Origin of the sequence: Variovorax sp. 770b2 (assembly GCF_900115685.1) — a bacterium.
Lineage (GTDB): Bacteria > Pseudomonadota > Gammaproteobacteria > Burkholderiales > Burkholderiaceae_C > Variovorax.
On sequence record NZ_FOXJ01000004.1, the window covers coordinates 474,661 to 487,040 of the forward strand.

General features: G+C 56.3%; 11 protein-coding genes and 1 pseudogene. All 12 read left to right on the forward strand.

From position 1 onward, the window contains the following. Positions 1-139 precede the first annotated feature (139 nt). Complete coding sequence (locus tag BM133_RS23930; protein WP_256219330.1) at positions 140-1,189, forward strand: NAD(P)H-quinone oxidoreductase; 1,050 nt, start codon at positions 140-142, stop codon at positions 1,187-1,189. A gap of 10 nt (positions 1,190-1,199) precedes the next feature. Further along, positions 1,200-2,489 carry an acyl-CoA dehydrogenase family protein gene (locus BM133_RS23935; RefSeq protein WP_093439293.1) on the forward strand — a complete coding sequence of 430 codons (1,290 nt, stop codon included), beginning with the start codon at positions 1,200-1,202 and terminating at the stop codon, positions 2,487-2,489. Then, positions 2,486-3,709 (forward strand): saccharopine dehydrogenase family protein, encoded by a 1,224-nt coding sequence (locus BM133_RS23940; RefSeq protein WP_371286355.1) that lies wholly within the window; start codon positions 2,486-2,488, stop codon positions 3,707-3,709. The genes BM133_RS23935 and BM133_RS23940 overlap by 4 nt, the downstream gene beginning before the upstream one ends. A gap of 19 nt (positions 3,710-3,728) precedes the next feature. Next, a complete protein-coding gene (locus tag BM133_RS23945; RefSeq protein ID WP_093439299.1) occupies positions 3,729-4,178 on the forward strand; it encodes a nuclear transport factor 2 family protein in 450 nt (149 codons plus the stop codon). Continuing rightward, the gene (locus BM133_RS23950; RefSeq protein WP_256219331.1) at positions 4,175-4,618 is read left to right on the forward strand and encodes a nuclear transport factor 2-like protein; all 444 of its coding nucleotides are present in this window, start codon (positions 4,175-4,177) and stop codon (positions 4,616-4,618) included. The genes BM133_RS23945 and BM133_RS23950 overlap by 4 nt, the downstream gene beginning before the upstream one ends. Positions 4,619-4,830: 212 nt before the next feature. Then, on the forward strand, positions 4,831-5,859 hold the full coding sequence (locus BM133_RS23955) for an NAD(P)H-dependent flavin oxidoreductase (RefSeq protein ID WP_093439304.1): 1,029 nt from the start codon (positions 4,831-4,833) through the stop codon (positions 5,857-5,859). Positions 5,860-6,121: 262 nt separating this feature from the next. Then, positions 6,122-6,448, forward strand: a complete 327-nt coding sequence (locus BM133_RS23960) for an enoyl-CoA hydratase-related protein (RefSeq protein ID WP_093439306.1) — start codon at positions 6,122-6,124, stop codon at positions 6,446-6,448. Between the two features lie 16 nt (positions 6,449-6,464). Further along, the gene (locus BM133_RS23965; RefSeq protein ID WP_218158402.1) at positions 6,465-8,180 is read left to right on the forward strand and encodes a class I adenylate-forming enzyme family protein; all 1,716 of its coding nucleotides are present in this window, start codon (positions 6,465-6,467) and stop codon (positions 8,178-8,180) included. An 855-nt stretch (positions 8,181-9,035) separates the two neighbouring features. Beyond that, complete coding sequence (locus tag BM133_RS23970) at positions 9,036-9,302, forward strand: hypothetical protein (RefSeq protein WP_093439309.1); 267 nt, start codon at positions 9,036-9,038, stop codon at positions 9,300-9,302. A gap of 104 nt (positions 9,303-9,406) precedes the next feature. Then, a complete protein-coding gene (locus BM133_RS23975; protein ID WP_143100210.1) occupies positions 9,407-10,402 on the forward strand; it encodes an IS5/IS1182 family transposase in 996 nt (331 codons plus the stop codon). Between the two features lie 203 nt (positions 10,403-10,605). After that, on the forward strand, positions 10,606-11,517 hold the full coding sequence (locus BM133_RS23980; RefSeq protein ID WP_093439315.1) for a chitosanase: 912 nt from the start codon (positions 10,606-10,608) through the stop codon (positions 11,515-11,517). A 528-nt stretch (positions 11,518-12,045) separates the two neighbouring features. Then, positions 12,046-12,380, forward strand: a pseudogene (locus BM133_RS23985) (sodium:solute symporter); the annotation flags it as partial.

Below are 12,380 nucleotides of genomic sequence, written 5' to 3' on the forward strand. Positions count from 1 at the left end.
CCGATCAGCCCGCTCGCACGCCTCGTTCAGTCTCCTAGGCGTCAGTTCGAGAATTGACAGTGTAAATAACCACCGATAGATTCGGCTTGCACGGCCCAAGGAGTTAGCCCCGGCTGTTGCAAACGGCTTTTGGAGGCTTATGAACACTTCGGATCTGGAAACGGCTACGAGCCCAACGGGCTTCCTGCCGTCGTTGTCGATGAACTCCGTGATCGTAGACGGCGGAAGTGGCAACGCGTCCGCACTGAGGGTGGCCTCGACCTCTATGGTTGTGCCCGCAGTTGGACAACTCCTCATTCGAGTGAAGGCCGCAGGCGTCAACAGGCCCGACATCATGCAGCGCACAGGCTTGTATCCGGCACCGACTGGCGCGTCCAAAACGCTGGGCTTGGAAGTCGCTGGCGAAGTTGTTGGCGCCGCGGGGCGCTGGCGTGTAGGGGACAAAGTCTGCGCGCTTGTTCCAGGCGGTGGCTATGCCGAGTACGCGGTGTGTGATCCTCGGCATGCCTTGCGTATTCCGCGCGGCTTGAGTTTTGAAGAGGCGGCCGGGCTGCCAGAAACAGCCTTTACTGTTTGGGCGAACGTCTTCGAGCATGGTGAGCTCAAAAGTGGCGATACGTTTCTGGTCCATGGCGCGACTTCCGGCATCGGAGTGATGGCCATTCAGATGGCCAAGGCCGCTGGCGCAAAGGTCATTGCGTCCGCACGGAGCGCGGAGAAGGCGAACAAAGCGAAGGAGTTGGGGGCCGACGTGGTGATCGACACTTCAAGCCAAAACTTCACCGACGTCGTCAGGCGTGAAGGCGGAGCTGATGTGGTGCTTGACATGGTGGGCGGCGCATTCTTCGAGGCGAATGTACTGTGCATGAAGCCCGGCGGGCGCTTGGTGTTTATCTCGGCGCTAGCAGGAGCTCGAGTGGAGTTGGACATCTTCCAGCTCATGCAGAAGAGGCTGACAGTCACAGGCTCGACCCTGCGCCCTCGCAGTGATGACGAGAAGGCAAGGATCTCTGCGGAGGTCGAGGCGGGAGCTTGGCCTTGGCTGGACGCAGGCATCGTCATTCCGTGCGTCAGCAGGACATTTTGGTTGGAAGACGCCGATCTGGCGCATGAATACCTCGAAGCAGGTAAGCATGTGGGCAAAGTGATTCTGTCCGTACGGGACCGCTCGCAAACTGCGTCAAAGTGAGGGCCGTCAGATGGACTTCGAATTTTCAGGCAAGAGCAAAGACCATCAGGCCCGGCTATTGCGATTCATGGACGAGCACATTTACCCTGCTGAGAAATCGCACGCGCAAGAGCTTGAAGTCAATACTCTCGCTGGCAATCGATGGGCACCGCTCAGAACAATCGAAGATATCAAGGTCAAGGCTCGCGCTGCGGGGTTGTGGAATCTCTTCTTGCCGAAAGACACGGCTGACGCGTCGGGGTATGAGGGGGCAGGTCTTTCCAACCAGGAGTACGCCCCGCTGGCCGAAATAATGGGTCGCGTACCCTGGGCTAGTGAAGCATTCAATTGCTCGGCACCGGACACGGGCAACATGGAAACCATCGCGCGCTATGGCTCTCAACGGATTCGCGCGCTTTGGCTCAATCGGTTGCTCGACGGCGAGATTCGATCGGCTTTCGCAATGACGGAACCCGAGGTCGCTTCCTCAGACGCGACCAACATCTCTACTCGCATAGAGAGGCAAGGTGACGACTACGTCATCAACGGGCACAAATGGTGGATCTCCGGTGCCTGTGACCCGCGCTGCGCGGTATTTATTGTCATGGGAAAGAGCGAGCCGCAAGCGGCGAAGCATTCCCAGCAAAGCATGATCGTGGTGCCTGCCGATACTCCGGGTATCCGCATAGTGCGACCCCTGCAGGTGTTTGGCTACGACGACGCTCCGCATGGTCATGCGGAGCTCCATTTTGAGAACGTCCGTGTTGCGGCCGAGAACATGCTTTTAGGCGAGGGCCGAGGATTTGAGATCGCTCAAGGTCGGCTTGGCCCAGGTCGCATTCATCACTGCATGCGATTGATCGGTCTTGCAGAACGAGCTCTCGAGCTAATGTGCAAGCGAGCCCTAACACGAGTTGCCTTCGGAAAGGCAGTGGCCCAGCAGGGGGTGACCCGGGAGCGCATCGCCGAAGCACGTTGCAAGATAGAGACTGCGCGGCTGTTGACCCTGAAGGCCGCCTGGCTCATGGATGTGGCTGGGAACAAGGTCGCAAAGGCCGAGATTGCGATGATCAAAGTGGTGGCGCCTGCAATGGCCTGCCAGGTGATTGACTGGGCGATTCAGGTACACGGAGGCGGTGGACTCAGCGATGACTTCCCGTTGGCGTTCGCCTATGCGGGGGCGCGCGTTCTGCGACTCGCGGACGGCCCCGACGAAGTCCACCGCAGCGCCATTGCCAAGCTTGAACTCGGAAAGTACAGCAGCCTCCACTATGGCGCGATGGAAAGGCCGGCTGGCTCGATCGCTGCCATTCAACAGTGACGACCAACTCATCCGAACATATGACGAGCAATCGATTTAGCTCCCGGGGTGGCGCTCGCGAGTTTGACATCGTTCTGTATGGCGCCACCGGTTTCACCGGCCGTCTGGTAGCCGAGTGTTTTCTGAATCTTACACGTGCGGGCGAGCCGCTGCGTTGGGCGATGGCCGGGCGAAACATGAGAAAGCTGGAGGAAGTTCATAGCCTTATCGGTGCGTCTCCTAGCGTTCCGCTCATCGCTGCAGATGCAACCAGCGGGTCTAGCTTGGAGGCTATGGCCTTGCGCTCTAGAGTCGTAGTCACGACGGTGGGGCCATACCAGTTCTACGGTACGGAACTTGTCCAAGCTTGTGTTCGCACTGGGACGGATTACATCGATCTCTGTGGCGAACTCGGTTGGATGCGCGAAATCATTGATACGCACCATGAAGAAGCGCGGGTCAGTGGAGCTCGAATTGTCTTCTCCGGTGGTTTTGACTCGGTGCCCTTCGACTGTGGCGTCCAACAGCTGCAGAAACACCACGTTGAGCAGTTTGGTCATCCGGCGCAACGGGTGCGTGGACGCGTCATGGCAATGAAGGGCGAGTACTCCGGAGGCACCGTCGCCAGCCTCAAGGCCAGCCTGGAAGCAACGGCGGTGAAACCAGGCCTTCGCGCATTGCTCGGAGATCCGTTTGCACTTACACCCGGATTCCGGGGCATCAAACAACCGGACGGGGAAACTCCTTACTTCGACGAGACTATCGACGCGTGGGTCGCGCCGTTCGTCATGGCGCCAATCAACACAAAGAACATTCATCGCACCAACTACCTACTTGGCCATCCCTACGGCAGCGATTTCCAGTACGACGAGATGCTAGTTATGGGCTCAGGGGATGTCGGGAAAAAGGCGGCCCAAAGGCTAGGTGGTGGTAAGGCCTATGAACTCGGTTCGCAGGCAAAGCCGGGAGAGGGGCCCAACCTGGCCTCCCGCCGTGGCGGTTTCTACGACATCTTGTTTGCGGGGCGTACCGCGACTGGCGAGGTTCTTCGATTGGTCGTCACCGGAGACCAAGATCCCGGCTACGGCTCGACTTCAAAAATGCTTTCGCAGGCGGCCCTGTGTTTGACCGAAGACGATCAAAGTGCCGGGGGTATCTGGACCCCTGCGGCGCTTATGGGCGACGCCCTCGTCGATCGGCTTCAAACGAACGCGGGGGTGAACTTCGCCCTCTTCACCTAACGACAAGGAGAAACCCTTCATGACTCTTCCCCATCCCATACCCGTTATCGCGGAGCGATGGATGACCGCTTGGAACTCAAAGTCTCCTCAGGCAATGGTTGCGTTGTTCACAGAAGACGGGATCTACGAAGACCTTGCTTTTCAGGTGACCTCAATTGGGCACAAGTCGATAGCTGGATGGATCAGTGTGGGAACTGATCACATGCCGGACATACGCGTTGACATCACAGACGCGTTCCAGATCGGTGAGCGAGTCGCCTTACGTTGGACATTTTCCGCGACTCCGACCTTTCTAGGGCCCGTCCGGAGCACCGGTCAGCGCTTCAGTGTGCCCGCAGCTTCCATTTTTGAGATGCGCGAGGGACGCATAGAAAAAGTGCAGGACTACTACAACCTTGCTGACATCCTGCGGCAGCTCAAGCTGCCGTCAGGTCCATACATACCAAGCTACTTGGAGAATGCCAAATGAACTTCGATAACAACGCCAGTGCCTCAAAAAGTACAAGCATGCCAGTCATGGATGGTTGGCACGATTTTGTGAAATCAAGAGATCGCGGCAGCCTGCTAAAGCTGCTTCATCCCGATGTCATATTCGAAAGTCCCCTGCTCCACACACCGCAACACGGCGCCGAGTTGACGGCCAAATATCTCTTGGCGGCGCTGAATGTTCTTGCCATACCTGGCTTCAAGTACACGAACGAATGGCGAAACGAAAAAGGTGCAGTCCTTGAGTTTTATACGAGCATCGAGGGGATCACTATCAACGGTGTCGATATCGTCGACGTCAATGATGACGCAACCTTAATCACCCATTTCAAAGTAATGGTGCGCCCTCTCAAAGCGAGCCAACTGCTCCTCCGGTTGATGACTGCGGAACTGACACCAAAGCCCCAGTCAGCGCAGGGATGAGTGGTGATCCGATCTGCAACGCCATGAGGTGACGGCGCGCGCGGGAAATTGGCTGCAAAGCTGCTACCTCGTGTGTTGTCTCGTGAGCCGCATTCGTATACGGCAACTTCTGAGAATCGATTCTGGCACTGTGAGAACGGATCCTCCGCATTTACCAGCGAAAGGGGCGGCCTTGGCAGAAGAACGACTCATTCATATATCAAAGGAATGCAATGCGCACTCGCATCACTGAACTGTTCGGAATTGAGCATCCCATCGTGCAAGGCGGAATGCACTATGTAGGCTTTGCCCAGATGGCTGCGTCCGTGTCTGCAGCGGGTGGTTTAGGGCTTATCACCGGACTTACACAAAAAACGCCCGAATTGCTGTCGAAGGAAATCGCCCGCTGCCGTGATATGACTGACAAACCGTTCGGAGTCAATCTGACCTTTTTGCCCACCTTCAGTGCCCCGCCCTATGCCGAGTACATCGCAGCGATCATCGATGGCGGTGTGCGAATCGTCGAGACAGCAGGCAGGAGCCCAGAGGCCTTTATTCCTCAACTCAAGGCTGGCGGCGTAAAGGTATTGCATAAGTGCACGAGCGTGCGCCACGCCCTCAAGGCTGAGCGCATTGGCTGCGATGCAATATCGGTCGATGGTTTTGAGTGCGGTGGGCATCCTGGAGAGGACGATGTGCCGAATTTCATCCTCCTTCCCATGGCAGCCAACGTGCTGAAGGTTCCGTTCATCGCTTCTGGGGGCATGGCGGATGCCCGCAGTCTGGTGGCGGCGCTCGCGCTGGGTGCAGAGGGGATCAATATGGGAACGCGTTTCATCGCAACCAAGGAAGCTCCGGTTCACGAGAACGTCAAGCGCGCGATCGTAAATGCGACGGAACTGGATACTCGTCTTGTAATGCGCCCTCTCCGCAACACCGAACGCGTGTTGAACAATGCCGGCGTCGAGCGGCTGCTACAGATCGAGCGAGATCGCGGAGCCGATCTGCGTATCGAAGACATCATGGATCAGGTGGCAGGTGTCTATCCTGCGGTGATGGTCGAGGGCAACATGGATGCCGGTGCATGGAGCTGTGGCATGGTGGCAGGATTGATCGACGACGTGCCATCGGTCAAGGAACTGCTGGACAGGATCGTGCATGGCGCTGAAAGCATGATCGCCGAGCGCCTGGCGAGAATCGCGTTCAATCTGGCCGCGAGTGACGCAAGTATCCACGACCCTCAGCCCGAGCTGGTGTACTAAGCGGGAGCAATTCCCAAAACGTCACTGCCCATTTACCTTGGCAAAAGGTGATCGGTTTTCTCAAGGTGTACTGCGAATTTGCAGAGTAGAGATGCGGCTTGAGGTGCCGGAACCCGTATCACCGTCGCGGCATGTTCGAAGTCGTGCGAGTGGCGCTGCCACGAGGCTTGGCCATTCGAAAGCACGATGTTGACGGCATCCATTTGCTGCGCACAACTTCAGCAACGGGTCTCGTTGTTGATAGTCAAAAAACAAGGAGCCTATGCTCAATTTCATTTTCGTCTCGGGCGAGAGTCTGCCGAATCGCGTGATCTCCGCTCAGGAGCTGGACCTGGGCTTTGCCAATTGGGTATACGAGTCGGGCGAACCGCAGCGGAAGTTCGCGCAGATTGCGCAACGATGGACCGGCTACCCGTCGTTGACGCTGAGGTACATGAAAGAGAACCTGAACCGTGCCCTCCATGCGAGCCTGCCTGCTTGCACGGCAATCGAGGCAGCGTATTGCATGCGTTGCAGTCAGTCCGAGGACCATCATGAGGAGGCGAGCGCATTTTTTGAAAAGCGCAAGCCGACATTCCATGGTCGCTAGTAAGGCAACGGCCTCGATGGCCGAGATGGATGCTCAGCTGACTCGTGCTTGGGACGAACTCACTGCGCCAGGGGAGCGTTTTGAGGTAGGAATGACCATTGTGAATGGCGTGGTCGTGAAGTACTACCCGCAGGCGCCGGCCACGCTGCGCGATGTATGGAAATCCACCTGCGTGTTCACGGACCGCCCCTATCTCCTCTATGAGGAGGAATGCATCACCTACGCTCAGGCGCATGCCATAACGTCTTCAGTTTGTGCTTGGCTAGTTCGGCAGGGTGTGCGGAAAGGAGATCGGGTCGCCATAGCCATGCGCAACTATCCCGAATGGACGCTCATCTACTGGGCGTGTGTCTCGATAGGGGTGGTAGTCGTTGGAGTCAATGCGTGGTGGATCAATGAAGAGTTGGCTTTTGCGTTGCGCGACGCGGTACCAAAGGTCATATTCTGTGACCAGGAACGTCTCGATCGTTTGCCCAAGCCGGCCGACCGGCGCATGATTGTCGTCGCTGTGCGGGCCGAGGTCTTTGAGAATGCGGTCAGTTGGAAAGACGTTATTGGAACGTCCGGTCCTTCGCTGGATGTCACGATTGCGCCCGACGATGATGCGTGCATCTTCTACACGTCAGGAACGACCGGTTTTCCAAAGGGTGCGCAGCTTACACATCGCGGCTGTGTCACAAATTCAATGAACATGTCGTTCTCGGTAGACGTTCATGCAGTCGCGGAGGCGCGAGCGCGTCAAATTGAACTGCCCGATGCTGTCGCGGTGCCAGTGGCGCTTATCACGACGCCCCTGTTTCACGTCACAGCCAACAATTGCCTCATGCATCCATTCAGTGCTGCTGGAGCTACGTTGGTCTTGATGAGGCGGTGGGATGCCAACGAGGCGCTACGCCTGATCGAGGCCAGACGTGTCACAACCATGGGTGGAGTGCCGACCATGGGTCGTGAGTTGGTCAGACAAGCGGCCACTTCGGATCGGGATTTGTCTTCGCTCCGAGTCATTTCCGGAGGTGGCGGGCAGGTCCCGCCAGATTTGGTGTCAGCGATCGACGCACGCCCTGGTATACGTCCATCCACCGGATATGGAATGACAGAGGCGTCCGGAATCATCGCGGCGATTGCTGGAGACTTATTCGTTGCGCGACCAACCTCTTGCGGCCGACCTATGCCTACGCTCGAAGTCCAGTTGGTGGACGATCAGGGTTCTGCGCTTCCGCCCGGGACTGCTGGGGAGCTGTGGGTCAAAGGCGCGGGCGTCATCAAGGGCTACTTGAATCAACCGCAGGCCACGCTCGAAGCCATCGTGGATGGATGGCTTCGAACGGGAGATATCGCCAAACTGGACGAAGACGGATATTTGCATATCCTTGATCGAAAGAAAGATATGGTTCTTCGCGGTGGTGAGAACATCTACTGCGCAGAGGTCGAGGCTGCGATTTTCAGACACCCAGCAGTTGCTGAAGCGTGTGCATTCTCCGTCCCCGACGAGCGATTGGGCGAGGAAGTTGGGGCGGTGGTCGTTCTCCGGGAAGGCCATTCCATTGGGGAAGATGATCTACGCCAGCACGTAGCCGCATTCATTGCGCAGTACAAGGTCCCAAAGTACCTGTGGTTTTCGAACGAGCCGCTACCAAGAAACGCTTCCGGCAAGTTCTTGAGGAAGAAGTTGCGCGAGACGTTGAGCGCTAGCGTCGCGTCGAAAACTCATACCTCTGTAGTGAGTCAGTAGCTATCGGATCGCACGTTGAAAGTTGAGCGCACAACGGTGAACCATCATCAATTTGCGTATCGCCAGAACTGTGCAACGACCCTGACTCGAACTCCAGGCCCAGCAATACCGGGGGACGGTACTTCTTCGCTGCAACACTGACGCGATCGACCGAAAGTGACAAGCTTGGGTGCCGATTTCAGCGGGTATGCGACACGGCTTCCTGCGGGGTATCGAGTGGGGCATATCTCGGCAAGATTGTTGGCGCGCGCTCGTACGAAGCCTCGGTCGGCGCGAGTAAGTGTTCAGCGATGTCAGCCCGTGCAGTACCGCCGGGCCGTTCAACGCCGTCAGCCTTGCCTGCAATCGCTTGGGTAGCAAAAGGCAAAGAGTAGCCATTCTGGGTTTGGTTTTGGCACGAGCCGTCAGTTGACGGTCCACCTAGGAGGATTGTTTCACCCGGGAGGCGAAGATGTCCTGAGGCGCGGCTCAATGACTGTGACACGTTGATTAGTTTGGCCGACGGGCCTATCACACGAGGGGCCCCTTAACAGCGACGAGTTTGAACAGACTGCGCACCTCCGGGGATCTCGGCTCATGTCGACGAGCGAAATCGAGGCAATTCGTCCGAGTGCCAAGGGGGAGAGGCGAATGCGCATCACAGTCGAAGCAGATCGACGCTGCGAAGGGCTCGCATGACGATTCAACGCTTTGCAGGCGGAATGTAGGGGTCTAGCTTTCTGCGCTGTATGGTTCATGTAAGCCACTGGCTGCACATTGGAGCTATGAAACAAGCGGTGCTCGTCCCGAAGCCGACTACCGAACAAACTCGCAAGCAAGTTGGCCAATGGGCCCCCTCGCACTAGGAGGCCTTCAATGGCAGACGACCTGAAGCAGACCGAGCATCTCCGGCGCATATCCGCCCATGTCGACGAGCGAGACCCAGGGCAGTTTTTCTGGGTGCTAATGGAGCGAGGCGAATACGCATCACAGTGGAAAGAAATCGATGCTGCGAAGGAGCCGTTTGACATGTGGCTTAACGCTCTGCAGGTGGGTATGTGGGCGCTTGAAAGCATGTCGGATGACAATCGAATAGGCCCGCGCGCTAGAGACAGTAAGGAGGATGGCTCACAAGTAGGATGATGCGAATTTGTCTGAGCTAACTCTTGTGTTGATCTAAGCAAGAATGACTGCATAACTCGCTGCGCTGTATGGTTCACGTAAGCGATTGGCTGCACATTGGGGCCATGAAAAGACCCTCGCTCGGCCTGAAGCCGACTGTCAAACAGACTTGCAAGCAAGTCGTTCTCGATCAGGTCGACGGAATCGCTCCCTGTTCCGCGTTGGTCAAGCCTATCGCGCCATACCACATTGAGGGTCATATCAGTTGGGCACCATTTGCAACGGAAGCCCTGCTGCGCAATCGTTTCCTGCAACCGTGCTCCACGGTAAGCGATCCGACCACGAAAGCAGCCTTCTTCGAAACCCATATTCGCCGCGAGTTCTTCCAACTCCAGGAGGTCGCTTATCTGCTTGATGCAAACGCCATCCTTCGTTTTCGTGACCGGATGGAGAAGCACAAACAGATCTTGGTCATCGTTAGCGGCCTGTTGCTCAAGGTAGGCACTGTGGTGGAAGCCACACTGATTGCTGGCTGCGAACTCGGTCAGGAACAAGTGGCGCGATCCAAGATGCATTCGGCTCAGAAGAGGAACCAGTGGCACTCTGATACGAAGGCGCACATTGATGTGCATGCCGATTTGGATTGGCGGCGCACCGTCAAAGGCATCTTGATCAACGTTAACGATGTGGTTGGCGGCAACGCCTTGCTGCAAGGTAAAGAGGACGCAGCCCTCGGAATGCGGTCTACCAGGGCGTGGGCAAGCGCCCGGCTGTCAATGCGTACGTGTTCTGGGCGAATCGGGCTGCACTCGGGCATGCGCAAGACGCTGGACAAGCTCGACCCCGTGGCTGCGTTAGCCGAGAAGGTCGAATACCTGAAGGCCAGCGTGCGGGGCAAGTTCGAGGACACGTTCCGGGTGCCAATTCGGCCATGTCAAGGCGCGCTATTGGGGCGGAAGAAGATCAACGGCGCAACTAGTGAAGCTGTTCGCTTTGCCGAAACTGTGAATGGAGTTGTGCAAGCTGCTGGCGCTGACAACAACGGTAGCAAATCAAGGCGATGGATGCCGTTAGCCGAGGGACACCTGAGTACGGGAGGACATCGAGCGCCGCGGAAATAGAAGCGCTCGATGCATTCGATCAGGACGGTCAAATCCATTCAAGATGCTGAGTTCTGAGAGCCGACCACCGCAATAGCGCGCTGTACCGCATTATTCAGACTGCATCCAAGTATGCGTTGGCTATTTCAATCGAAAAATTAATTTAAAAATAAGAGGATAAAAATACTTTGCACGAATATTGTTTCGCGTCAAACATCGGCTTCATGATGATTTTTAAACATAGCACTGGAATAAAAATGCTAACGAAAATTAGCCAAGTCCTCGCAATTGGACTGGCCGCCTGTTTTTTTTCTGCATGCGGTGGGGGTGGTAGTGGTAGCGGTGGCACAGCTGGCACAGCTGGCACAGGCAGCACAGGCAGTACTTCAGCTAGTGATCAAAGCCTGGTCTCGGCAGAATTTGCACAGGATACAGTTGCTGCCCCAAGCCTGAACTCTGATCAGCGCCGCCGCGCCGAATCGTTGATGTCCATTTGGGAAAATGGCGAACCTGTCAAAGCTTACGGCTACGCTGAAAATATTGATGACGGCCGTGGGGTAACGTGGGGGTGGGTTGGATTTACTACAGCCGATGGGGATGCAATTGCCGTTGTCGAAGAATTTGAGCGCCGTCATCCCAACAACCCATTGACACCATTCCTGAAGCAGGTCCGCAACAAGAACGTCACTGACGAGGCCGGATTTATCCGGGCGGTTGCTGCGTCGGACCAAGGCGAATTCAAGAAGGATTTTGAAGCGGCCCAAAACCAGCAAAGCGACTTGAAATACTACAACCCCGCTCTGGAGCAGGCAGCCCAGCTAGGTTTGAAAACTGCCGCAGGAATCGCCGAGCTATATGACAGCGACATTAATCATGGCGTTGATGGCGTCAACGCCATTATTAAGGAAACAAATCTTACCGTTGGCAGTTCGCCAGCGGAGGGGGCCGATGAGATCCGTTGGCTGTCGACTTATCTAGACATAAGGTATCGCATTTTAGCTGCGGACAATACTTGGAAGACGTCGACGGACCGCGCCACGATTTTCAAATCAGCGATTGTTGTTGTCGGAAACTTGAATCTGAATGGCCCTATCCATATCGAATCGCCGCAGTACGGGAATTTCGATATTCCATAAGGCGTTGGCTATCGGGCCGCTCCATTCTTTGAATAAAGCGAAACTTATTGCGCGATGCGGCTGGGGTGCGACAAAATTCGTTGAAACTGCAAAATATAAATAGCCAATTTATATGAATAGCAAGATGCTGGCAGCGTAATCTACGCCGGAGATAGGGATTGCCCGCTGGGTTCCGCTGATCTACTGGTAAAAAGCTGATCCTGTAGGTCTTGTGTGGTACGGATTGATGCTTAGCTATCGAGCCCCATTTCATTCCGTTAATGGGCTCTCTGTGAACGTATCAGCTCTGCGCATCGTTGCAACCGTCGGCCGATCAACTCAACGCTCGTGCATCGCGCGTCGACTGGTGGGGAGTATTCAACAGTTTGCTAGTGCTCCTTATTTTTCTTAACAATCAGCACGGTGTGGCGTTGCCGCTCGCTTCCATACTTTGGAAATGCGCTTCGGCATCACTCGTCTTGCGCATCCAATGACGGGAGGTGCGCACTCGCCGTGACATTGCTGATCTGAACTTATCAAGGTTTCCCAGTGCTTCTGACACTCGTCATCGTCTATCTGCTGGTCACCATCGCCATCGGGCTCTATGCCGCCAGGCGGGTGAAGAACACCACCGACTTCGCCATCGCGGGGCGGCACCTGCCGCTCTTCATGATCGTGACGACCACCTTCGCGACCTGGTTCGGGTCCGAAACGGTGCTCGGCATTCCGGCCAAGTTCATCGAAGGCGGCTTGAACGGCGTGGTCGAGGACCCGTTCGGCGCGGGCACCTGCCTCATCCTGGTGGGCCTGTTCTTCGCGGGCAAGCTCTACCGCATGACGCTGCTGACCATCAGCGACTACTACCGCGAGCGCTATGGCCGCAG

Excerpts from the sequence above, each read along its gene's own strand:
- BM133_RS23930 (WP_256219330.1), top strand. The coding sequence starts at position 140 with ATGAACACTTCGGATCTGGAAACGGCTACGAGCCCAACGGGCTTCCTG.
- BM133_RS23935 (WP_093439293.1), top strand. The coding sequence starts at position 1,200 with ATGGACTTCGAATTTTCAGGCAAGAGCAAAGACCATCAGGCCCGGCTA.
- BM133_RS23945 (WP_093439299.1), top strand. The coding sequence starts at position 3,729 with ATGACTCTTCCCCATCCCATACCCGTTATCGCGGAGCGATGGATGACC.
- BM133_RS23950 (WP_256219331.1), top strand. The coding sequence starts at position 4,175 with ATGAACTTCGATAACAACGCCAGTGCCTCAAAAAGTACAAGCATGCCA.
- BM133_RS23955 (WP_093439304.1), top strand. The coding sequence starts at position 4,831 with ATGCGCACTCGCATCACTGAACTGTTCGGAATTGAGCATCCCATCGTG.
- BM133_RS23960 (WP_093439306.1), top strand. The coding sequence starts at position 6,122 with ATGCTCAATTTCATTTTCGTCTCGGGCGAGAGTCTGCCGAATCGCGTG.
- BM133_RS23965 (WP_218158402.1), top strand. The coding sequence starts at position 6,465 with ATGGCCGAGATGGATGCTCAGCTGACTCGTGCTTGGGACGAACTCACT.
- BM133_RS23970 (WP_093439309.1), top strand. The coding sequence starts at position 9,036 with ATGGCAGACGACCTGAAGCAGACCGAGCATCTCCGGCGCATATCCGCC.
- BM133_RS23975 (WP_143100210.1), top strand. The coding sequence starts at position 9,407 with ATGAAAAGACCCTCGCTCGGCCTGAAGCCGACTGTCAAACAGACTTGC.
- BM133_RS23980 (WP_093439315.1), top strand. The coding sequence starts at position 10,606 with ATGATGATTTTTAAACATAGCACTGGAATAAAAATGCTAACGAAAATT.